Source organism: Parasutterella secunda, assembly GCF_016901835.1.
Taxonomy (GTDB): Bacteria; Pseudomonadota; Gammaproteobacteria; order Burkholderiales; family Burkholderiaceae_F; genus Aphodousia; species Aphodousia faecavium.
The window spans coordinates 54,318-74,514 of record NZ_JACJKX010000006.1; the positions used below are offsets into that span (position 1 = coordinate 54,318).

Here is a 20,197-nt window from a genome sequence, read left to right on the forward strand (position 1 = left end):
ATTAAAAGTTTGAAACAAAAAGCAATAATGCCACCGTCTGAAAGCGTGCTGTTGAACTGCAAGTCTATTGATGACTTAGCTGGGGGTTTTCTAATGACAGAAAAAAACCGCTCGGGTTTCGAGCGGTTCAAAGGAGTCTAGAGCGCCTTATTTTGCTTTGTACTCACGCAATTTTTCCTTGCCGTACATCGCGGTCATGGGTTTCCCGTCCGGACCGATGGTGCCGCGGTGCATACCGGCGGAATTCATCGGGAAGGCGTAGTGACCCTTGCGATCCAAGATAATCAAGCCACCGGTGCCGCCGATGGCGCCGACATCCTTAATGGCCGCTTCGCCGGCTTTTTGCACATCAGGACCCTCGTACTTGTAGTGTACGGAAACGTTGTAAGCGGCAGAAGTACGGATAAACATTTCACCGGAACCGGTTGCGGAAACAGCCACCGTGTCGTTGTTGGCATAGGTGCCGGCACCGATGATGGGGCTATCGCCGATACGACCGAAACGCTTGTTGGTCATGCCGCCTGTGGAGGTGGCAGCAGCGAGGTTGCCGTGTTTATCCAGCGCAACTGCGCCGACCGTTCCGAATTTGTAGTCGTACATCAAAGGATCGATGTAGAGCTCGGCATTGGAAGTTTTCTTGGCGCCGTCGTGATCCAACAGGATTTGTTCTTTTTCTTGAGCTTTTTTCAACTGATCATAGCGATGTTGGGTGAAGAACCACTTGGGATCGACGATTTCGGCACCATTGGCCGCACAGAATTTTTCTGCGCCTTTTGAAGCCATCATGACATGGGGCGATTTGGTGCGAACCAAGTCAGCGCAATTCACTGGATGCTTGACGTTGGTCACGCCGGCAACAGCGCCTGCTGTCAACGTCTTGCCGTCCATGATGGAGGCATCCAACTCGTTTTTCCCTTCATTGGTGAAAACGGCACCGCGACCGGCGTTGAAAATGGGATTGAGTTCCATTTGGTTGATAGCAGCCTTTACCGCTTCGACGGAAGTGCCACCGCGATTGAGCACTTCATAGCCTGCTTTCAAAGCCGCCTGCAGACCTTCGTGATAGGCCTTTTCTTCTTCAGGCGAAAAACGGCCCTCGACGATATTGCCGGCGCCGCCGTGAATGACTAAGCGGAAATCATCGGCAGCCAAAGCCGTGCCGCTAAGCGCAAGTCCAAGAGATAGTGCAACAAGTGTTTTGCGCATTGTTGTATCCTTTTTGAAAGATGCGTTAAAACGAACTTTGAGTATATCTAATCAGCCATTGAACACTTTGTTAATGTCGCTTTGTGCCGTTAGTTCATGTCAATGAATGACGAAAAACAATGGGAATATGCACCATCAAAGCAAACTCGTCTCATAAAGCGGCAAGTAAGCAATACCCTCTTCAATCTTTAAGTGCTTATCGGCAAAACCTTTGTTAAGGTGACGCGGTTTTAGGACAGAATGATAAAAAACCTCTATAACGATTTTAAGTTATAGAGACTGTCCTGTGATATTTGGGTTCCGTCCACTTTTTCAATTGGCTTTAATGAACCTGATATTCTAGCTAGAGTCCAGAAAATACGGCTTTATGTAACTCGGTAAGTAAAAATCAAAACGAAATCAAAAACGAATTTTTCAGGAGAAGTAAAAAATGGAACGTATTGATTTATCTATTATTCGTAAAGGAGAAACTTGGGTTCTCAACACAATTGACGATACATACCATGTTTATTGGAATAAAGATTTAGAGAAAAAAGAAAGAATCATAATCATTTCCGATGTTGAGCTCTTATTAGGATACGTAGTTTTAGGCGGACAAGTTAGATACGGAATAAAAGGACAAAAAAAGTCCTAACAATGCTCTTGTTGCCTACAAACAAGAAGATGTTATTCTTAACGGTATTAGTATCAAGGATAAGTGTCATAGAAAAAGCACTCAAATGCCTCCATCAGATGATGAAATACGAAAACACGGACAGGAAATTCTTAATCTTGTTTTCGGAGCAGCTTGTCCCTCTTCTCAATCAACCGAACCATTGGACTCAAGTTTGATTGGACGACCAACAGATAAAGAAATAACTGTGGAAGCAAGGTTACAACAAGGTGAGTTCCGTAAGAAATTGATCAAGCAATGGGCTGGGAAATGTATGGTCACGGGTATTGATATCGAACCGCTCCTGCGCGCCAGTCACATCAAAGCCTATGCAGAATGTACGGATGTTGAAAAGTACGATCTTAATAACGGTCTATTGTTGAGTGCTACATCGACGCTTTATTCGATCGTCATCTCATTACCTTTGATGTAAACGGGAACCTTCTAGCTTCGAAAACGTTAACGGAAAAACAGCTGTCTTTTTTAGGAATTGACAATCCAATTCAGCTTCATCTCAATGATGAGCAAAAACATTACATGAATGTTCATCGGGAGCTATTCTATAAACAAGAGCAATTACTTGGAGTTTAGCTGGCAAATCTTTGGTAGATCACCTTTGGTAAGTGAGATTATCAATTGAAGGAATGTTAGATGCGAGTCCGAGGCGCTTCTTTTGAGGCTGCCCCGATTTTCTACGACAATCGCGTTAACAACCAATTTTTAAAAAACGGATCTTCGATTTCATACGTTTCGGTTTTAATGAGGTAGCCGGCCTTCAGCATTCGCGATGCGGTTGAGTAGGTTGTGCTTGTGGCATAGCCGTCTTTGCTGGACAATTTTCCGAGAGTGGCGAGATCACGCAAGATTCGACGTTCATTTTTAGTAAACCCAGTCCATAACCGTTCAAAGTCCAAGTCGTGAACGGCGATTAGTTGCGTCATGGCGGTGTCAACCGCATCCGCTTCCCTGTCAAGCTTTTTATAGTTCAAAAGATCCCACACGCTGGCGGCGAGTTGCTGAATATAGTCCGGATGGCAGCCGGTAATGTTCAAAATACGTTTGGCCAAATCGTTTGATTCCGTTGTTACCGCGCTCAGTCCTTCTTGGACATACTGATGAAAATCTTCAAATGGGATTTTCTTCAGGTGCATCAATTGTCCGAAATGGTAGAAAGGCGATTTCACTTTCTCAAAAATGCTCGTCATCATGCTTTCTTGGCTTCCCAAGAAAACGTAATTCACCAAACTTTGTTCCTGCATGATGGCGCGCAGCTTTTTGTCGATCCCCTTTTCGAGCGTCAAAATCTCTTGAAACTCATCAAAGACGGCAATTAATCGTTCTTTTTTCGTACTGACCATCTCCAATAAACCCAAGGCATCTTCAAGCAAGATGTTTGAATCCACCCCGGGATTAAAAGTAACGTCTATCCCATTGGTAATGGGGTTGATTGAAATAGTTGGAATAATTCGAAAGTGCTTCAAAAAAGATTTGATTCGTTCAAGCGGATACCGCTTTAGTGTTTCTTTGACAATCAATTCAGCTAAATCAGCTGTACTGACTGCCCTTTGAACATTAATAAAAATGTAAGGACGCTTAGTAGCGTGAACAGCTTTAAGAATTAAACTCGTCTTACCGAAGCGACGCGGACTGATCAAAATAAGGTGGTTGGCCGAATTCAAAGACTCTTTGATGGTTGCGAGTTCTTCTTTACGGTCAGTAAAGTAGGGTTCTTGAACAATCGTGCCGTATTTAAAAGGATTATTTGCCATATCAAGAATTTTCGTAACGAAAATTTGCGTAGTTAATATTACGCAAAATTGCGTAATGACGCAATTAGAAAATTACCCATAGACGGACTCTGACTCTTAGCTCGTTCTGTCGTCAGTTGACCGTTCAGTAAGTAATCCAATACGAAAAGATCTGTGTTCACTATTTTTCTCCCAAAGACTCTTTCCAAGAACAATCTATTTCAGGCTTCACAAGTCACGGAAATGAGCATTTCCGATAGTAATTTTTATTGCCTCAACCAACCCTAAAAAAGAATTTATAACTGGTTTACATACCGAGTTTAATTTTTGAGACAACTTCAGATGGAAAAGTCAGTTTACGATACTATATAATGCATCTTATAGTATTGAACTATACATTTAATCTGATTTAATATCGTAAATTTTACGGGATATAAACAAAAATCTTGCAAAAATTACGGTAAAAAAAATGCATGTTATTATGTGATGCACTATCAATATGTGAGAGTCCATTACACCATGCAACTCGGTCAGATTAAAAATTCACCCTACGAGACTGTTGTCGCTTTATTGAGAAGAGAAGGGATTTCCAGCATTGATTGGTATCTCTATTGTCTTCACAGAGGGTATATGGATAGGCCTAAATGGACAGGAAAGGCAGTTGCTGATTACCGGAAGTTGCAAAACTTAACTCAGTTTGAGTTAGCCACTGTTTTGCGAACTGATGCAACAACTATCGCAAGATGGGAGAAGCGGCCCAATGAGGCCATTCCTCCTCAAGTTAGTTCACTCATGGCTCTCATTGAGAAAATTGGACTTCGAACTTATCTTATGCTTGAAGTTGGAGAGACTCAAACTATTAACGAGTCCACCCTAGGGGAAAAAATAAAAACTGAAGCAAAAGAGCGTGACGTCGTACCCTACGTAACCGCCATCAAAGAATTAGCTAAACAAATTAAAGATGGTAGTGCGGCAAGGAAAAGACTACCTAGAGAACAAATTTCTCCGGATAGGATAAAAACAATCAGACAAGCCTATGTGATGTCACGTGAGGAATTCGCTTCTTTCCTTGATGTCGCTACCAGCACCATCGAAAAATGGGAAAGTGGCGCAAGCCAACCAACAGGACCATCCAACATACTTTTGAGGTTATTGGAGCAAGATCTGCAAAAATCATTTTGTCTGGAAGAACATCTGATTCTGTTGGATCGTTATAACAAAGCAGACTTAACTGATTTGAGCAAAACTGAATAAGTTCGGTCTTGTCTCCGTATAAACTGCGGAGGCATCATGCCTGAGTTACAAGACATCTCGAGTATCAAGCTAGGCGAAGACGCCGAGGTTGATTTCTTAACAACGGTAACAGATCCTCGTTTTTGTTACCTGCTACAAAATATTTTCCACAATCCTGAAACTGATTCTTTATTGAATAACGATGAAGTTATTCAGGATTCTTCATCAAGTGTATGCATAACGAGTGAATGCGGCTCAACAAAACTTCAAAAGGAAATGTAAAGAGTATGTCTAGTGATTTTGAATTCTCTATTCCGAGCAATACATCTCTTGATGCTCCCTCTGACATCTTTGCTCGTATTCTTCTAGCTTTTTACCTCAGCTTTTGTAGATCGTCAGAAGTGAAGCCGTGGCACTCGCTCGTTATCTCCTATCCTCTTTCGCAAGAAGAGGGAAATCAGAAAATTGAGGATCTGCGTGTATCCATCCGATCACTTGCATCAACAATGATCCTTCACGATGATTATTCAGTGCAATTATTTAAAGCAGTACAGGTAAGCACACAGAATGGATGGAAAATTTTCAAAGTTAGTCCCGAACCCGATGCAATGGATCTTATGGAGCCTAACGTAAATTACGATAGATTACTTCCCCTTCTTTGGAAGCTAACTGAGTACTCTTCCAACCTAAAATTAGGATTTACAGAGCACTTATATCGAAAGTTGCGCCAGTCCGGGCTCGATGTAGATATAAGTGCTCAGTTCTCTAAAGTAGTTCCTCACACTACTAAAAAACCGTTGCCGAAGAACTTTGTAAATATCACTATGCTTTGGGATAGGGGCCCCGCTCGAGTAGTTAGACCAGATAACAATGAGATCAGGACTCTATCAGCCACAAAGGGATGTAAAGTGCGTCTCTCGGCTTCTAGATTTTTCCCAGCTCCAACCTGTTACTACACCCCTCTAGCGGATCCATACGCCCGCGCTTTACAAGCTTTTATCTTGCACTGTAAGGAACATTCTTTAGTTGGTTTTTCGATTTACTTACACCCTAACACTGCCTCTTGGTCCAATTGGTCGGATAATAATATTCCGTACTTAGAATCAATTTGCAGACAGGTTATAGAAACCTCCAAAACAGAAATCCGTCAAAATTATGTTCGCACCCAACCTATTTCTGGCACTTTGGAAGTAACAACGTCACCTTGGCGTGCCAGCTTCAAGTTTGACGATCCCTCTTACCAAGACGGTGAATTGAATCATTGGTATCTAATGGGGCAGATACTCGGAACAAGAGAAGCCACGAACGGCCCTCATTTTGTCACCCAAGTGCAAAAGCAATTTCGAAAATATTTCTGGGCCCTTGAAGATGAATTCGGTATTGAAATCTCAGTCAATGGCTCGTTCCTTTGGGATGGTGACATAAGCCCTGTTTTAGACCGAAACAAGCCGTTAAAAGTATGGAGTCATCATCCCACAGAACTCTTAGGCGAAATTGAGCTTAACAAGAGGCTGAAGGAGGAGAATGACTCTTGACCTCATCCCAAAGAAGTCTTGATCGAACAATGTACGAAACTTAGGAATTCACAAGGCGAAGAGTGTTTTTATAGGAAAGAAACTAATGTTTGAACGCTACATAGATCTGAAAAATCATTTAAAAGTAAGGGTAAAAAGTGATCGCTGGGTTCTGTTTCTGTTGGCATTGGTAATTCAGCATCTCCCTTTAGAGCACTCAGACAGCGAAGCTTTGGAGGTGGATTATTACATTCCTGATGAAGAAACCAATCCGAATTTGCTTACAAACAAAGAGGCTCTGCTTGCTACCGTGCGTCAGCTTCTTGAAACAGCAATTGTTGACTCCATGATTGGAATTTCTATCAACAAATATCTCTTTCCTCGATTCAAGGAGTTAATTGTTGATGATGGGAAACGTTGGATTTTAAAGATAGAGACCGATTCCGATCTGAGGCAAATGCTCAAGAGCGAACTCTCCAATGAAGAGAAGTGGCTTTTGGTGGGGCAGTTGATTCAAGCATCCTCATCTGAGCCAGCAGCCATTGAAGCAAGTCTGAAAGAAGAGTTGGCAGCATTTGAAAAACAGTTCCAAATGAATGTTCAGCATCCTCGGATTTTGAACTTCAATAATGATGAAAAAGCCGAAGAATGGGTAAATGTTCTCGATAAGATTCTTGCCAAGGAAATACGTGCACCCGAGCTTAACAGAGAAGTAGATGAAGGAGGACGTTTTATCCCCGATGGGATGACGGCCTCAGAATTTGAAAATCAACTGCCCTTATTAAAGGAACTGACTATTGCTCGAGTCACCCAGCTGGAGGATTCGGACGCTCAAGCCCTTTTGGCATTCATATATCACACAACTCAATCTGCTCTTTTTCCGGGTTTCGACATTACGATGACTCAATCGGTTGAAAAAGATTCAACTTGGTCAGATAAGAATAGGGAGCATTTAGAGACCATTTGCCAGCAAGCCTCCCAAGCGCTAGTGTCTTACCACTTCGAGGATCGTACGACTCATTGTCCCTTGCTCTTTGGATGCGAGATCGGTAAAGACGATCAAGGGCGGTGGGCAGCCACATTTTTGCCTGCCAGAGACATGATCTTTACATCTTATCTGTTTGAGTGGCGACACTGGATCTTGATTGCCCATATTTTGGGTTTGACCAATGGTCATCTTGAGGGCGACATCATCAACCAAACACGCTGGACTTATCGGGATCGTGTCTGGGCATTGGAGGACAAGCTGGGCGTAAAACTAGCAACCGATGGTACATTCGTTGACTGGGATGGTAAGGTTGATCCGCTGATTGATCGAAACAAACCCTTTGTGCCTTTGAGATGGATAATGAGAGATGAAGATTCGAAAAAATAGATATCTTGCGCTTCGGGTCTTGCGCAAATGGAAGGATTCCCTCTTTTGGCATTACCACGATCCTCTTTACTGCGCACAGAGTTCTGGCTCTAAATTGAAGCTCTCCAAGGAAGGTTGGAGAAGCTTCGAGAAATTCATGAAATATGGACCTCAACCAACCAGAGACGCTCGTATTTTTAAGAAACAAAGCGCTTTGTTTCATTTCATGAGGGCTTACTCTTTGGAAACGCTGGAGTCTACGGAACGGTTGCTCCACCGTTGGCTTCGTGAGAATCACAAATTGAAGGATCTGTATGTACTCTATGAAATCATTGACCGGAATACTGATGTATTCCCAGCTCTTGAAGATCTGAAATTTAGCTACGGTATCCGTCTGCCTTTTAAGCGCAAAGACCTGTTGAAGTGGCTGCCCAAAGATCTGGGCAAGTGTGAGGCCGATGGAAGCCAACAGGTGTTCTTCTACATTTCGGACATGGCCAAACGCCGCCGGGAAGAAGAACGGAAACGGCTGGAGTCCAACCCTTAACAATTAAATGTCAACCTAAACATGATGATGAGGAGGTGCCTATGACTTAGTTACAACAACTCAAAGAGGTTAAAAATGAGCCGTTCTCATAGGCATTCGCCGTTTTCTGCCTTCAACAAAAAATTGTCGGAAGCGCAGGAAAAGCGTATTTGGCACAAAAAGCTCCGTGCTGCAGAACGCACCAAAATGCTCAAGTTCGTGCGGGATCCTGACTACTGGGAAGAGTATTTCTCCACTCTCCCCATTGAGGTATCGGACGAATGGGTCATGTTGAAAGAAGATCACCATTTCTCAAAGAAATTGGCTTATCTGACTTGGTTAAAAAACGGGAAAGCCAGACTAAAAAATGATGATCCTAAATGGTTTTGGCTCTACCTTAAACACTATTTCAAATGAGCTTAACAAGGAATAAAACAATCAACCGGACAAATAAGGAGGTGCCCATGACGTAGGTATAACACTAAAAGGAAACAATCATGAGTCGTTCATACAGACGTTCACCCTTTGTTGGCATTTGCAATGTTGAGTCCGAAGCTTACGACAAACGTCTTTGGCACAAGCGGTTCCGGGGGCGTGAACGCATGAAACTTAAATCCCTTGTCAAGCTCATGGATCGTTGGGACGGGTACCTCACCACCCATCATAAGGATGTGTCCGATACATGGGGTATGAGCAAGGATGGACGCCGCTACTGGAGGGAGTTGTCGTACTTCATCTGGTTTAAGCGTCAAAAGAATGAATTTAAATTGAAGGATCCCGAAGCTTTCCGCTACTACCGCAAGTGGCATACGAAATAACGGGGCACTTCAAAACCAAACGATTACAGGAGGTGCGCCATGTCATAAGTTCAACTACATGAAGGAAAAATGACATGAGTCGCTCTTACAGACACTCGCCGTTTTTAGGCTGGCACGGAGATGTCTCTGAAGCGCCCGATAAGCGCCGTTGGCATAAACGCTTTCGTAGGCGTGAGCGGATGAAGCTTAAGGTTTTACTCAAAGACCTTGACCGTTGGGATGACTACAACACCACGGTCGTATTGGATGTTTCAATCCGCTGGACGATGAGAAAAGAGGGCAAGCTCTATTGGCCTGACTTAGCCTGTTTTACCCACTATAAGAGGCAAAAGAATGAACTCAAGCTTACCTCTGCTGAAATGTATGCGTATTGCCGTAAGTGGTATTCGAAATAACAAAACTCTTTTGAACAGTAGTCTTTTCTAAAAACTTAAGAAAAGAAAGAACTTTCGAGGTTGGGTTAAAAGTCTTTGGACACAGAAAAAAGATAAAGACCAACCAAAAATCGTTTTTAATTCATTGACGAATAACCCAACTAATCCTCACTTATCTTCCACAGAATTTTCTGTGTAGGAAACTATTTTTGTTAGTTCATTACGAATAACTTCACTAGTATCACTTTATCCAAGCCGTACTGACTTTGAAATGTTTTTTTTGGAACTAAAAACTCGAAATTTTATTTTTATTACCAATATATTGGTAATATGAATTCGATTTTAATTTTGTTCAAAAAAAAACTTAAATTTTTCTTTTATTACCAATATTGGTAATGTAAATTCAATTTTGAGTTTATTCAAAAGAAAAAGCTTTAATTCTTCTTTTATTACCAATATTGGTAATATAAATTCAATTTTGATTTTGTTGATTAATGCTTGATTTTTTCCTTCAGAAGAAAAACCTAAAAAAAATTTTTTATTACCTATATGGGAATTTCTGATGGTAATTTAGATTTTTGAAAGAATTACTGAAAAACACCCTTAAAATTTAAAATTCGATTTATATTACCAATAAGATAAGAAGGGTAATATTTTTTGAATTTTAGGAAAATGACATCACTCAAAAAGAGAATTTTTTAGCTTGTTGTCAAACGACTTTTTTTAGTTTCTCCACAAACAGCCTTACCACATTCTTGTTACATCTTACCCATCATCACAATCAGCGCCTAAACGCATTAAAACGAGCTGTAGTCCACTTTAAGCGACGTGGAAATATCTACCCTTATTTCGACAGTAAAAAACTCCCTTTCCGCCCCTTACACAATTGAGACTTGAACACAGAAGCAATATCTTTGAAGCTAATGACACGATGGTTAGAAATTCGCGCGAAAAGAATTACACCGAAAGCCGAAAGGGTCCCCGCAAGGGGGGTGAAATAGACAAAGCCCAGTGCTGCAACACCGGGCTTAGTCCTTCAACATGAGGTGATGCCATGCACAATATGCTCTCCTCGTGCTCGTTGATTATCGCATATTTTTGACCATCACTTCTCGTTTAATTTTCGTGCCTAATTGTCATTCGAAGCACCCGATAATAAGTTCCCTCAAGCACCAACAATAGGAGCGAAAATGACAAAGCCCAGCGCGCGAACACCGAGCCTAGTCCTTCAACATGAGGTGATGTATGTTCAATGATCTTACCTCGTGCTCGTTGATTATCGCACACTTTGACGTGAGTGTCACGGGCGATATCAGGCTTGACCTGATGCTCGCAAGCTTCGTCTTGTATGTGGTAATCCGCACGAAACCGTAACAGGTGGGGCCGAGTTTCACAAGTGTTTACCCTGTATGTTCCTACGTGGCACGTTTCACGAGGAAATTTCATTTTTATGACAGTCAATATCCAGCAACGGACTGAGCAAAACGCGCCAGTACAGTCGGATCGACTTTTGAAAAACAAAACTTTGCCCACGCGTCCATCATGGGCCTACGTGTTTTTAAAAGAGCCTCCCTCTGATAGGCTTCCTGTACCTTATTTCCAATATGTGCCAATGCCTTATTAACATCGATTAAAGAAAAGCCTCGAGATAAGCACCAGTCTTCAAATGTCGAACGAAAACCGTGAGGGGTAATAATTCGGCCGGGCTGATCTGGGTCATGATACCCAATTCCCCCACGTTGGAGGGATTCCCGGTGCATCTGTTTCAAAAGAAGCCGAAGACAATGAGAGCAATGTGCACGCGTCAGATCATCGTATTTAGGAACAACAAAGTCGATCGGAGCCAAATTAATTCCGCGACGTTCCTTCCAAAACTTTTTAATGAGTTTAAGGACAATGATAGTTTCCTCTGCCAAAGGAATTTTTAGAGGCTGAGCATATTGGTTTCTTATGATTGTTACCTTTAAACAATTGGGCGGAATTGTCCAAATCTTGTCCTCAAAGTTGACATTTGACCAGGTAGAAAACCACATTCTGCCCTCCCCAATAATCGCTCTATCAAATGCCAAAAAACCTCCTGCTCGTTGAGCTGTTAATAGTTGAAGCAAAAGTGCTAACGAACTTACATAGTCCCTTTCTTTCTCAATATTTAACCGCAGAAAAATATCTTCCACTAGCTCTGGAATCCGATCATAACCAAGCCTCGCGTAATGTCTTTCAATGTTTGAACACGGTGGTAGCGCCCGATTAACTAAAAACCAATCAATCTGCATGAGATCAACATCTACCTTGCCTGAAAACACTAGCCATTGAACGAGTTTAGAAAGTACTGCCTTCGTCTTTGATCGAGTTGTCTCACTGGCAGTAATTGGTGACAACACTGCGATAACGTGAGAAGTTTTAATCATAGATATAGGCAGATTTCCAATGACTGGCCTTATAAATTTTGCGTATTGATAACGCATCCTTTCTACACTTTTGTACGGATCTTTATTGCTTCGCCTTTCACATAGTGACTTATATCTGTATTGGAAATACTCTTCAATCACATCATCTATCAGTAATTGAGTCTCCAATGAGGACTGGACAGAAGAGGTTTGTTTTCGCGGGTTAACTACTACTTTGCATTCTCTTGCCTTTTCTACGGCTTCTTTTAAGCTAACTTTTGGGTACTTCCCTAATGTACGATGAGTGCGACATTTGTTGCGCTCGAAAAGTAAATCCCAAGCATGAGTTGCATGATTAATTCTCAAGCCAGGCTCAATGGCGATACCTAAACTTTTTTCCGCCCAAGAACCCTGCAAATATTGTTTCAATTGAGTTTCATTTGCAATCCGTTCTATGCGTCGACCTTTTGAATCTTGGAAATGCTTTTTTGGCATATTTTGTTCTACTGAATTTGTAACAATTTGAAGAATTATGCCGTTCCATTGTGTAGTTCATTGTGTAGGTCGTTGTGTAGTTTTTGAGTAAATGTAACTTTATAGCCAGCAAGTCCAAGCGAGTCCAAGAACGTCGAACAACTTTTTACAACTATTTGATATTAAAAGATTTTTTAAAGATTCAGATGTCAAAAAAAATCGCCAGCTTTTCCAAGCTAGCGACTGATTTTGGTGCCCGTTGACTGACTCGAACAGACGACCTACCGCTTACAAGGCGGTTGCTCTACCAACTGAGCTAAACGGGCATCAAAGGAGTCGTCATTTTACACGAGAAAAGACCGGTTTGGGAGGGGTAGAGCGAATTTCCTCTTCTTCAGGCTCATCGCTATTGGGACTAAACATCATGCCCTTATTAGGTTCTTCTTGCGGAAACATCCCTGCAATATTGCGATAAGGCACCCGGCAACGCAGCGCCCTCTCTCCAAAACGAGCTTCAAAACTGATTTCTCGGTCATCAAAAGTAAGGTTATGTGTCGCTTCGGTCGAAATATCAAAAATAATCTGACCGTCCTCCACGAATTCCTCTGGGACGACACAATTGTCGTTGACTTTCACCAACACATACGGAGTCAGTCCAACATCTGTACACCAGTTCCAAATGGCCTGAACCAAATACGATTTAATGGAAGGTCTCGACATATATAACCACTCGTAGCAGAAATTAACGACGCATCACCTTTTCAGAAGGCGTCATGGAATCAATGAAAGATTGACGAGAGAAAAGTCGCTCAGCGTACTTATGCAAGGGAGCAGCTGATTTGGGCAATTCGATGCCGTAAACACCGAGACGCCAAAGCAACGGAGCCATCACCACGTCGAGCATCGTGAATTCTTCGCCGAAAATATATTTATTTTTGGTAAAAATCGGAGCCATTGCCGTTAATTGATCTCGGATATTGGTCCGGGCGATTTCCTTAGCGGTTTCGTCAGCCTGACGGGATTCAAGCGTTTTGACGTGCGTGAAGAGCTCTCGCTCAAAATTGAACATAAACAGACGAACCCGTGCGCGCAAAACGGGCTCCGCCGGCATCAGTTGCGGATGCGGAAAACGTTCATCCAAATATTCGCAAATGATGTTAGCTTCATAGAGAAAGAATTCCCGTTCGACTAACACCGGCACTTCTCCGTACGGATTCATCGTGAGAATATCAGCCGGAATATTGTTTACGTCCACATCTCGTACTTCAAAATCCATTCCCTTTTCATACAAAAGGAAACGACAACGGTGAGAAAACGGACAAGTCGTACCAGAATATAAAATCATCTCTTCTTACTCCTTGAGGCGCAACATTTTTCAAATGAGCAGAAATACACGCTACCTTATAGACGCACCATAGATTAATTTTAAAAGTTTCGACTGAAATTCGCCATTAATTCAACAAATATTTCTTTTAAATCAATCTGTTAAATCGGATTATCATCATCAACAAAAACGCACTCCAGAGCTAAATTTTCTTTGATCCATATCCCGAGTGCCTGAATGCCCAAACGCTCAGTGGCGTGATGTCCGCAAACTAAAAAAGGAACGCCACTTTCCCGAGCCATATGAGTGGTACGCTCGGTCGCTTCTCCGCTGATGTAAGTCTGAGCCCCCATGGCAATGGCTGATTCGAAGAAATCTTCTGCTGCACCCGAGCACCATGCCAAACGAGAGACAATAAGTGATTCATCACCCAAAACCAAAGCTTGGCGATTAAGCGCCCGACTTAAAAAGTTTGCCAAATCTCTGACGGAGCGCGGTTCAATGGTTCCGCTCCAGACAAAGCTCCCCTCCTGTCCGCCGCAAACGTTTGTTGCCTTTAACAGTTTCGCCATTTGAGCATTATTGCCAAGCGTTTCATGAGCATCCAAGGGCAAGTGATAGGCTATAAGATTCATATCAGTAGACAGAATCGATTTAAGTCGTTTGTATTTTGTACCGGTCACAGTCGGGTTTTCGTTTTTCCAAAACCACCCGTGGTGCACAAGCAATGCGTCTGCCTGTAATTCGATCGCTCGATCAATCACATTTTGTGTCGCCGACACCGCCGTAACAATACGTCTGATTTCTGTCTTCCCCTGAACCTGCAAACCGTTTGGGGCATAATCTTTGAAGAATTCAGGATGCAAAAGGTTATTGAGTTGCCCAATCAGTTCTGATCTATGCATAAAAACCTCTCAACCTAAAAGAGAAAAACTAAGACTGAGTGTCGGGATTTTCGTCTTTTTTACCAAACAACTTCACGCACCAAAGACCTACCTGATAGAGTACAACCAAAGGCACAGCCAACAGGCACTGACTCATCACGTCGGGCGGCGTCACGATTGCCGCCACCACAAAGGCGCCGACAATGACATAAGGTCTGACTTTCGTCAATCCGTGATAGCTTGCCACTCCCATGCGGTTTAACACCATGACAACAATCGGTACTTCAAAAGTTGCCCCAAAAGCAAAGAACATGGTGATCACAAAGCTGAAATAGGCATCAATATCCGGAGCAAAATTCACGCTTTCAGGACTAAAGCCTGCAATAAACATGAAAACCATCCGAAAAACAATGAAGTAGCAATAGAGCATCCCCACAGCAAACATCACGATACTGGAGGCAAGAATCGGAAATATCAGTCGTTTTTCCCGTTTATAAAGCCCAGGAGCCACAAAAGCCCAAACCTGATAAAGCACATAAGGCAAGGCAACTAAAAACGCCAGAAACAGGGTAACCTTCAACGGAACAAAGAAGGGAGCCACCACGCCGGTGGAAAGCATCTTCACCCCTTGAGGCAAGGCCGCCATCAGCGGTTGACTCAAAAAGTCAAAAATATGTTTCATGAAAGGTGAGAGTACGGCAAATACCACCAATACACTCACGGCCGCTTTCACCAAACGACTTCTGAGCTCGAGCAGATGCGACATCAGAGGCTGCTCGCGATCAACCTCTTCATCTTCCGGACTCTCGTATGTGAGCTTTTTATTTTCACTCATCGGTGACTCTCATCGATAAATGCGGGGACGATTAACCCGCGCCCTCGGAGCATAGCGTCTGTTGTAGCCACCGAGCGTTTTACGAGGCAGGGCCATCTCTCGGCGCAGCTCTTCCAATTCGGCAATGACGTCATCAAGCGAGGGACTCGGTTTATAACGACGCGGAACATATTGTGAACGGTAGGCATCGGAACTCGTCGGGTCAGTTTCCCAACTGAATGGGCTCGGAGAATTCGGGGTTTGAGACGCTACCAAAGTAGATTCCGCCTGATTAAATTGCGTATATGGATCCGGCGTCTCGGTCTTCTGATTATCACGGCTGGTCAAATCATCGAGAGCGTGATTCACATCTTTGGCTTCTTGCGTCAATGTTGTCTGAACCTCGGTAACCGATCGGCGAAGTCCCTCGGCCGAGGAAGCAAATTCCTCACGCAATTTTTTTATTTCGGACAGCTGTGATTCACGTTCAAATTCGCCGTTAACCTGTGAGATATAGCCCTGTGCTTTAGCAAAAAAGCGCCCCGCTGCCCGAGCCACCTCAGGCATTTTCTCCGGTCCCAGCACCACAAGTGCCACCACACCGATTACCAGGATTTCTGTAAAGCCTAGATCAAACATGAGCAACAAAAAGCGGGCGAAGCATCAAAAGACCTCCGCCCTGCTTGACTCTATAACTTTTATTTCTTCGTTTCAGCCTTTTCTTTAGCGGTCACATCAACAGTATTGTGTTGACTGTCATCTGTCACTTTCTTGGGCTCTTCTTCTTGGCCTTCCTTGAGACCTTCTTTAAAGCCCTTGATACCACCGCCTAAATCACGGCCGAGATTCTTCAATTTGCTGGTGCCGAAAACCAACACCACAATCAAAAGAACGATTAACCAGTGCCAAATGGAAAAACTTCCCATCTTTTAACTCCTACGCGGCCACGGTTGCGGACCGCCCATTACGTGAATATGTAAGTGACCCACTTCCTGACCACCGTCGCGCCCGGTGTTGATCACTACCCGGAAACCGTTCTGACAGCCTTGCTCTTTAGCCAACTGGGGCACCAAGGCAAGCATTTTACCTAAAAGCGGCGTGTCCTCGGGCTGGGCCTCGGCCAAAGAAACCAAATGTTTTTTCGGAATCAGAAGAAAATGAATCGGCGCGGAAGGATTGATGTCATGAAAAGCCAATACATCTTCGTCTTCATAGACTTTCTTGCAAGGGATCTCACCCTTAATAATTTTGCAGAAGATACAGTCTTGCATAATACTTCCTTCGAAAATAATCCGATTAAGCGATGCGTTCAATGCATGCGCCCAACGAGGCCAATTTTACTTCCATATGATCGTAACCACGATCCAGGTGATATATACGATCGACTATCGTTTCACCTTTAGCCACCAAACCGGCAATGACCAGAGAGGCCGATGCCCGCAAATCGGTTGCCATGACATTAGCACCGGAAAGTTCTTCAACACCGGTCACCACCGCAGTATGGCCGTCAACCGTAATATTGGCACCGAGTCGTTGCAATTCCGGCACATGCATGAAACGATTTTCAAAAATAGTTTCCGTGATACGACCCGTCCCTTCCGCAATGGTATCAAGCGCCATAAATTGCGCCTGCATATCTGTCGGGAACCCCGGGTGCGGGACCGTTCTGACGCTGACCGCTTTGGGACGCTTATCGATACTCACCCGAATCCAATCCTCACCGGTCTCAATCTGAGCCCCCGCCTCGCGCAATTTATCCAACACGATATCCAGCGTATGCGGAGCAGCATGGGTAACCGTCACGTCACCTCGAGTCATCAAAGCCGCAACCAAAAAACTCCCCGTTTCAATTCTGTCGGGTAAAACCGAGTGCGTGGCTCCGTGCAATGAGGAAACTCCTTCGATTTCAATCACAGGCGTCCCCGCTCCTCGAATTTTTGCCCCCATCGCAGTCAGACAGTTAGCCAAATCGACCACTTCCGGTTCCCGGGCTGCATTTTCGATCACTGTCGTACCCTCGGCCAGAGTTGCTGCCATCAGGAGATTTTCCGTTCCGGTTACCGTGACCATATCGGTGACAATATGGGCACCTTTTAATCTTTTAGCCTTAGCGACAACATAGCCGTGATCAATCACAACCTCGGCACCAAGCGTTTGCAGACCCTTGATATGTTGATCGACCGGTCGGGCACCGATGGCACAGCCTCCCGGCAAAGACACTCTTGCTTCTCCGAAACGGGCAAGCATCGGGCCTAACGTAACAATTGAAGCCCGCATCGTCTTGACCAATTCATATGGAGCGGTCAACGTTGTCAAACTTTTTGCGTTTAACCGTACTGTCTCGGATTGCTCCTCACGCTCCACGACCATACCCAGGCCGCTCAACAACTTACCCATTGTGCGGATATCCGAGAGATGAGGAACATTGTTTAAAACCAAATCGTCAGCCGTCAGAAGTGAAGCAGCAAGAATCGGCAAAGCCGCATTTTTAGCTCCCGATGCTTTTACTTCACCTTTAAGGCGGTATCCGCCCGTTACTTTGAGTTTTTCCATATTTTCAGATTCTCAGACAGTGTTCCGGAAAATTTCTTTTATTAATCATACTGAAAACGACTGCACGACGACCCCGGCAAAGATGCCTCGGCAACAGCCATGACTCTCAGTTTTGAGTTTTTATACAGTAAGGACGAATCAAAGACCTCACTCCGTAGAGCTTTGCCAAACTCCACATTCCTTCCGGCAAGTTAATGATTTGAGGCGTTAAATTCTTCTGCTGTGCCTCTTGAAGCCACTTCAGAATCAATGCCAATAGGGCGCTGTCAGCGCTGCAAACGTCCGAACAATCAAACACCGCATCGGAGGCGGCGAGCGCTGCTTCTGCCCGCTCCTCCCAGTGACCGACATCCTCAAACGTAACGGTTTGCTGATCAATTTTCATTGCTGCTAACCTCGCCGAGCTTACTTCTTGGCGGCCAGTGCTTGAGGATTATTGACTCGATCCTGCATGCGGCGAATCAACCCTTCAATACCTTCTTGAGCGGCAATGGGGCCGTACTGATTACGGTAATTACTCACCAACCACACGCCTTCCACATTCACATCAATGACTTTCCAACCCTGGTCCTTTACATTGCGCAAACGGTAAACCATCTGGATTTCCGGCTTACTGGGGTCCGTAGCTGAACTCATCCCAGTACGCACGATCGCTTCGGTTCCGTCATTTTGACCGCGAGGCAAAATTCGTACCTTCTGATCCGTCGCCATGCTCAAGCCACCCGAATACACTTGAATAAGGGTTTCACGGAAAAGATGTTGAAGGGTTTCACGCTGGGCAGGTGTTGCCTCTCTCCATTTCGGCCCCACAGCCATACGGGTCATGCGCAAAAAGTCAACGTAGGGCATCATCTTTTCATCGACCAAAGCCTCCACGGCTTTCTTTTCTCCTTGTTGCAATTTGGGATTAGCCTTGATGGCATCCAAAATCTCATTGGAGACCCGAAGCACAAACTCTTCAGGGGATTTTTCAGCCGGGGCCGCTGAAAGCGGTAATGCCCAAGAAGCAATTGCTAAAGAGCCTACCAGGGCCATAAACATTCGACGCAACATAGGCTATTACTCCTTTATTAATATTCTTCGTCTTCAAACTCGTCTGGCATCAACACCAACGGGGGATTTCCATCCCAGACGAGGTTTTCCCGATTTTGCAGATAAGCTTCACGCACAGCCACATAGGGATCCAATGCTGTCTGAAGCATCGCATCGGTCGCCAATAACTTTGCCCGGGTATCCACTGCATTTAAAGCACCCAACCCATAGGCATAGTAACGTTTATCGTTTTCGCCCCAGAAATAATAGGTCGGCGGATAAGTTGCCCAATCAACCGGAATGCCGGCCGTATCGCGAACAGTACTCGGTCCCAAGAAAGGCAAGACGATATACGGACCGGGCTTGACACCCCAGACGCCCAGCGTCTCACCGAAATCTTCCGGAGCCTCTTCTAAATTCATATGAGAGGCAACATCAAAAAGTCCGGCAATACCCACCGTAGAATTGATCAGAAAACGGGCAAAACTCACCGCCCCTTCTTTGACCTTACCTTGAAGGAGGTTATTGAGCATATTGCCGGGTTCTCCTAAATTGGAGAAGAAGTTACTCACGCCGTCTTGCACGGGATTAGGGACATACTCAACATAACGTTGTGCAATCGGATGCAAAATCCTTTCATCCAACGTCATATTGAAGGCATGCGTCTGACGATTAAATGTTTCCCAGGGATCGTTCGGATTATCACCGGAAGTCGGAGGGACAACCGCACAGGAGGTTAGTACTGAACCCAAGGCAATTGCCACCAGAGAGGTTTTGAGCATGCTGGACATAACTCGTTTTCCTATTGATTATTGTCTTTATTTTCCACAAAACTGTACATGAACTTACTGATCATTTGTTCAAGTACCATGGCCGACTGCGTGCGCCGAATCTTGCCGCCGCTTTCCAACACCTCTTCATCGGCTCCTGCCACAAAACCGATATATTGTTCGCCCAAAAGACCGGAAGTCAGAATTTGCGCCTCGGTGTCAGTGGGGAATTGATACTGGGAGTCAATCGTCATCGTGACCTTGGCCTGAAAAAGATTATTATCAAACGTCACATTTTCCACACGCCCGACAACCACACCGGCACTTTTAACCGGGGCTCTGGGTTTCAGACCGCCGATATTGTCAAACATTGCCTCAACCGTATACGTTTTCTGAGTCCAGGAAAAACTTCCCAAATTAGCCGCTTGCAAAGCGGTAAACAGCAAAGCAGCAAAACCGGCAACCACGAAGAGCCCCACCATGAGCTCCACACCGCGTTTACGATCTGTTTTTCGTTCCATCGAAAACCCCTTT

General features: G+C 44.3%; 26 protein-coding genes and 1 tRNA gene. 11 read left to right on the plus strand and 16 right to left on the minus strand.

Annotated elements, in window-relative coordinates; genetic code table 11:
• Window positions 1-147: 147 nt before the first annotated feature.
• The gene (locus H5985_RS04420) at window positions 148-1,206 is read right to left on the minus strand and encodes an isoaspartyl peptidase/L-asparaginase family protein (RefSeq protein WP_205050110.1); all 1,059 of its coding nucleotides are present in this window, start codon (window positions 1,204-1,206) and stop codon (window positions 148-150) included.
• 430 nt (window positions 1,207-1,636) lie between these two features.
• Here H5985_RS04420 and H5985_RS04425 point away from each other — a divergent pair, with 430 nt between their 5' ends.
• Entirely contained in the window at window positions 1,637-1,840 is a 204-nt protein-coding gene (locus H5985_RS04425; protein WP_205050111.1) for a hypothetical protein, read from the plus strand.
• 85 nt (window positions 1,841-1,925) lie between these two features.
• On the plus strand, window positions 1,926-2,291 hold the full coding sequence (locus H5985_RS04430; RefSeq protein WP_205050112.1) for an HNH endonuclease signature motif containing protein: 366 nt from the start codon (window positions 1,926-1,928) through the stop codon (window positions 2,289-2,291).
• Window positions 2,292-2,550: 259 nt separating this feature from the next.
• Here the strand turns inward: H5985_RS04430 and H5985_RS04435 are convergent, their stop codons facing one another.
• The gene (locus H5985_RS04435) at window positions 2,551-3,627 is read right to left on the minus strand and encodes an AAA family ATPase (RefSeq protein ID WP_205050113.1); all 1,077 of its coding nucleotides are present in this window, start codon (window positions 3,625-3,627) and stop codon (window positions 2,551-2,553) included.
• A gap of 498 nt (window positions 3,628-4,125) precedes the next feature.
• Here H5985_RS04435 and H5985_RS04440 point away from each other — a divergent pair, with 498 nt between their 5' ends.
• The 9 genes from H5985_RS04440 (at window position 4,126) to H5985_RS09535 (ending at window position 10,799) form a co-directional block, all read left to right on the plus strand.
• Window positions 4,126-4,860, plus strand: a complete 735-nt coding sequence (locus H5985_RS04440) for a helix-turn-helix domain-containing protein (RefSeq protein ID WP_205050114.1) — start codon at window positions 4,126-4,128, stop codon at window positions 4,858-4,860.
• Window positions 4,861-4,896: 36 nt separating this feature from the next.
• The gene (locus tag H5985_RS04445; RefSeq protein WP_205050115.1) at window positions 4,897-5,121 is read left to right on the plus strand and encodes a hypothetical protein; all 225 of its coding nucleotides are present in this window, start codon (window positions 4,897-4,899) and stop codon (window positions 5,119-5,121) included.
• 5 nt (window positions 5,122-5,126) lie between these two features.
• Window positions 5,127-6,374 (plus strand): hypothetical protein, encoded by a 1,248-nt coding sequence (locus tag H5985_RS04450; protein WP_205050116.1) that lies wholly within the window; start codon window positions 5,127-5,129, stop codon window positions 6,372-6,374.
• A gap of 85 nt (window positions 6,375-6,459) precedes the next feature.
• Window positions 6,460-7,728 carry a hypothetical protein gene (locus H5985_RS04455; protein ID WP_205050117.1) on the plus strand — a complete coding sequence of 423 codons (1,269 nt, stop codon included), beginning with the start codon at window positions 6,460-6,462 and terminating at the stop codon, window positions 7,726-7,728.
• A gap of 205 nt (window positions 7,729-7,933) precedes the next feature.
• The gene (locus H5985_RS04460; RefSeq protein ID WP_205050118.1) at window positions 7,934-8,254 is read left to right on the plus strand and encodes a hypothetical protein; all 321 of its coding nucleotides are present in this window, start codon (window positions 7,934-7,936) and stop codon (window positions 8,252-8,254) included.
• Between the two features lie 75 nt (window positions 8,255-8,329).
• Window positions 8,330-8,650, plus strand: a complete 321-nt coding sequence (locus H5985_RS04465; protein WP_205050119.1) for a hypothetical protein — start codon at window positions 8,330-8,332, stop codon at window positions 8,648-8,650.
• An 80-nt stretch (window positions 8,651-8,730) separates the two neighbouring features.
• A complete protein-coding gene (locus H5985_RS04470; RefSeq protein WP_205050120.1) occupies window positions 8,731-9,051 on the plus strand; it encodes a hypothetical protein in 321 nt (106 codons plus the stop codon).
• A 74-nt stretch (window positions 9,052-9,125) separates the two neighbouring features.
• On the plus strand, window positions 9,126-9,446 hold the full coding sequence (locus tag H5985_RS04475; RefSeq protein ID WP_205050121.1) for a hypothetical protein: 321 nt from the start codon (window positions 9,126-9,128) through the stop codon (window positions 9,444-9,446).
• Between the two features lie 1,224 nt (window positions 9,447-10,670).
• Window positions 10,671-10,799 (plus strand): hypothetical protein, encoded by a 129-nt coding sequence (locus H5985_RS09535; protein WP_275096270.1) that lies wholly within the window; start codon window positions 10,671-10,673, stop codon window positions 10,797-10,799.
• 83 nt (window positions 10,800-10,882) lie between these two features.
• Here the strand turns inward: H5985_RS09535 and H5985_RS04480 are convergent, their stop codons facing one another.
• From H5985_RS04480 to mlaD, 14 genes are all read right to left on the minus strand, one after another.
• The gene (locus H5985_RS04480) at window positions 10,883-12,307 is read right to left on the minus strand and encodes a tyrosine-type recombinase/integrase (RefSeq protein ID WP_205050122.1); all 1,425 of its coding nucleotides are present in this window, start codon (window positions 12,305-12,307) and stop codon (window positions 10,883-10,885) included.
• 229 nt (window positions 12,308-12,536) lie between these two features.
• Window positions 12,537-12,612: transfer RNA gene (locus tag H5985_RS04485), tRNA-Thr, on the minus strand.
• A gap of 13 nt (window positions 12,613-12,625) precedes the next feature.
• Complete coding sequence (locus tag H5985_RS04490) at window positions 12,626-13,006, minus strand: stringent starvation protein B (RefSeq protein WP_205050123.1); 381 nt, start codon at window positions 13,004-13,006, stop codon at window positions 12,626-12,628.
• A gap of 22 nt (window positions 13,007-13,028) precedes the next feature.
• On the minus strand, window positions 13,029-13,631 hold the full coding sequence (locus H5985_RS04495) for a glutathione S-transferase N-terminal domain-containing protein (RefSeq protein WP_205050124.1): 603 nt from the start codon (window positions 13,629-13,631) through the stop codon (window positions 13,029-13,031).
• Between the two features lie 140 nt (window positions 13,632-13,771).
• Window positions 13,772-14,515: a Nif3-like dinuclear metal center hexameric protein gene (locus tag H5985_RS04500; protein WP_205050125.1), complete on the minus strand. Its 744-nt coding sequence runs from the start codon at window positions 14,513-14,515 to the stop codon at window positions 13,772-13,774.
• 28 nt (window positions 14,516-14,543) lie between these two features.
• Complete coding sequence (gene tatC / locus H5985_RS04505) at window positions 14,544-15,329, minus strand: twin-arginine translocase subunit TatC (RefSeq protein ID WP_205050126.1); 786 nt, start codon at window positions 15,327-15,329, stop codon at window positions 14,544-14,546.
• A 9-nt stretch (window positions 15,330-15,338) separates the two neighbouring features.
• A complete protein-coding gene (tatB, locus tag H5985_RS04510; RefSeq protein ID WP_205050127.1) occupies window positions 15,339-15,947 on the minus strand; it encodes a Sec-independent protein translocase protein TatB in 609 nt (202 codons plus the stop codon).
• A 59-nt stretch (window positions 15,948-16,006) separates the two neighbouring features.
• A complete protein-coding gene (gene tatA / locus H5985_RS04515) occupies window positions 16,007-16,234 on the minus strand; it encodes a Sec-independent protein translocase subunit TatA (RefSeq protein ID WP_205050128.1) in 228 nt (75 codons plus the stop codon).
• Window positions 16,235-16,237: 3 nt separating this feature from the next.
• Window positions 16,238-16,579 carry a histidine triad nucleotide-binding protein gene (locus H5985_RS04520; RefSeq protein ID WP_022472201.1) on the minus strand — a complete coding sequence of 114 codons (342 nt, stop codon included), beginning with the start codon at window positions 16,577-16,579 and terminating at the stop codon, window positions 16,238-16,240.
• 25 nt (window positions 16,580-16,604) lie between these two features.
• The gene (gene murA / locus H5985_RS04525; protein ID WP_205050129.1) at window positions 16,605-17,861 is read right to left on the minus strand and encodes a UDP-N-acetylglucosamine 1-carboxyvinyltransferase; all 1,257 of its coding nucleotides are present in this window, start codon (window positions 17,859-17,861) and stop codon (window positions 16,605-16,607) included.
• A gap of 106 nt (window positions 17,862-17,967) precedes the next feature.
• Window positions 17,968-18,246, minus strand: coding sequence for an STAS domain-containing protein (locus H5985_RS04530; protein WP_205050130.1), 279 nt, complete (start codon window positions 18,244-18,246; stop codon window positions 17,968-17,970).
• A gap of 20 nt (window positions 18,247-18,266) precedes the next feature.
• The gene (locus tag H5985_RS04535) at window positions 18,267-18,914 is read right to left on the minus strand and encodes an MlaC/ttg2D family ABC transporter substrate-binding protein (RefSeq protein ID WP_205050131.1); all 648 of its coding nucleotides are present in this window, start codon (window positions 18,912-18,914) and stop codon (window positions 18,267-18,269) included.
• Window positions 18,915-18,931: 17 nt separating this feature from the next.
• Complete coding sequence (locus H5985_RS04540; RefSeq protein WP_205050132.1) at window positions 18,932-19,684, minus strand: MlaA family lipoprotein; 753 nt, start codon at window positions 19,682-19,684, stop codon at window positions 18,932-18,934.
• Between the two features lie 11 nt (window positions 19,685-19,695).
• On the minus strand, window positions 19,696-20,184 hold the full coding sequence (gene mlaD / locus H5985_RS04545; RefSeq protein ID WP_205050133.1) for an outer membrane lipid asymmetry maintenance protein MlaD: 489 nt from the start codon (window positions 20,182-20,184) through the stop codon (window positions 19,696-19,698).
• Window positions 20,185-20,197 lie beyond the last annotated feature (13 nt).

What these genes read in the sequence shown, in the direction of transcription:
- H5985_RS04420 (WP_205050110.1), bottom strand. Translation starts at nt 1,206, where the DNA reads ATGCGCAAAACACTTGTTGCACTATCTCTTGGACTTGCGCTTAGCGGC.
- H5985_RS04425 (WP_205050111.1), top strand. Translation starts at nt 1,637, where the DNA reads ATGGAACGTATTGATTTATCTATTATTCGTAAAGGAGAAACTTGGGTT.
- H5985_RS04430 (WP_205050112.1), top strand. Translation starts at nt 1,926, where the DNA reads ATGCCTCCATCAGATGATGAAATACGAAAACACGGACAGGAAATTCTT.
- H5985_RS04435 (WP_205050113.1), bottom strand. Translation starts at nt 3,627, where the DNA reads ATGGCAAATAATCCTTTTAAATACGGCACGATTGTTCAAGAACCCTAC.
- H5985_RS04440 (WP_205050114.1), top strand. Translation starts at nt 4,126, where the DNA reads ATGCAACTCGGTCAGATTAAAAATTCACCCTACGAGACTGTTGTCGCT.
- H5985_RS04445 (WP_205050115.1), top strand. Translation starts at nt 4,897, where the DNA reads ATGCCTGAGTTACAAGACATCTCGAGTATCAAGCTAGGCGAAGACGCC.
- H5985_RS04450 (WP_205050116.1), top strand. Translation starts at nt 5,127, where the DNA reads ATGTCTAGTGATTTTGAATTCTCTATTCCGAGCAATACATCTCTTGAT.
- H5985_RS04455 (WP_205050117.1), top strand. Translation starts at nt 6,460, where the DNA reads ATGTTTGAACGCTACATAGATCTGAAAAATCATTTAAAAGTAAGGGTA.
- H5985_RS04460 (WP_205050118.1), top strand. Translation starts at nt 7,934, where the DNA reads ATGAGGGCTTACTCTTTGGAAACGCTGGAGTCTACGGAACGGTTGCTC.
- H5985_RS04465 (WP_205050119.1), top strand. Translation starts at nt 8,330, where the DNA reads ATGAGCCGTTCTCATAGGCATTCGCCGTTTTCTGCCTTCAACAAAAAA.
- H5985_RS04470 (WP_205050120.1), top strand. Translation starts at nt 8,731, where the DNA reads ATGAGTCGTTCATACAGACGTTCACCCTTTGTTGGCATTTGCAATGTT.
- H5985_RS04475 (WP_205050121.1), top strand. Translation starts at nt 9,126, where the DNA reads ATGAGTCGCTCTTACAGACACTCGCCGTTTTTAGGCTGGCACGGAGAT.
- H5985_RS09535 (WP_275096270.1), top strand. Translation starts at nt 10,671, where the DNA reads ATGTTCAATGATCTTACCTCGTGCTCGTTGATTATCGCACACTTTGAC.
- H5985_RS04480 (WP_205050122.1), bottom strand. Translation starts at nt 12,307, where the DNA reads ATGCCAAAAAAGCATTTCCAAGATTCAAAAGGTCGACGCATAGAACGG.
- H5985_RS04490 (WP_205050123.1), bottom strand. Translation starts at nt 13,006, where the DNA reads ATGTCGAGACCTTCCATTAAATCGTATTTGGTTCAGGCCATTTGGAAC.
- H5985_RS04495 (WP_205050124.1), bottom strand. Translation starts at nt 13,631, where the DNA reads ATGATTTTATATTCTGGTACGACTTGTCCGTTTTCTCACCGTTGTCGT.
- H5985_RS04500 (WP_205050125.1), bottom strand. Translation starts at nt 14,515, where the DNA reads ATGCATAGATCAGAACTGATTGGGCAACTCAATAACCTTTTGCATCCT.
- tatC (WP_205050126.1), bottom strand. Translation starts at nt 15,329, where the DNA reads ATGAGTGAAAATAAAAAGCTCACATACGAGAGTCCGGAAGATGAAGAG.
- tatB (WP_205050127.1), bottom strand. Translation starts at nt 15,947, where the DNA reads ATGTTTGATCTAGGCTTTACAGAAATCCTGGTAATCGGTGTGGTGGCA.
- tatA (WP_205050128.1), bottom strand. Translation starts at nt 16,234, where the DNA reads ATGGGAAGTTTTTCCATTTGGCACTGGTTAATCGTTCTTTTGATTGTG.
- H5985_RS04520 (WP_022472201.1), bottom strand. Translation starts at nt 16,579, where the DNA reads ATGCAAGACTGTATCTTCTGCAAAATTATTAAGGGTGAGATCCCTTGC.
- murA (WP_205050129.1), bottom strand. Translation starts at nt 17,861, where the DNA reads ATGGAAAAACTCAAAGTAACGGGCGGATACCGCCTTAAAGGTGAAGTA.
- H5985_RS04530 (WP_205050130.1), bottom strand. Translation starts at nt 18,246, where the DNA reads ATGAAAATTGATCAGCAAACCGTTACGTTTGAGGATGTCGGTCACTGG.
- H5985_RS04535 (WP_205050131.1), bottom strand. Translation starts at nt 18,914, where the DNA reads ATGTTGCGTCGAATGTTTATGGCCCTGGTAGGCTCTTTAGCAATTGCT.
- H5985_RS04540 (WP_205050132.1), bottom strand. Translation starts at nt 19,684, where the DNA reads ATGTCCAGCATGCTCAAAACCTCTCTGGTGGCAATTGCCTTGGGTTCA.
- mlaD (WP_205050133.1), bottom strand. Translation starts at nt 20,184, where the DNA reads ATGGAACGAAAAACAGATCGTAAACGCGGTGTGGAGCTCATGGTGGGG.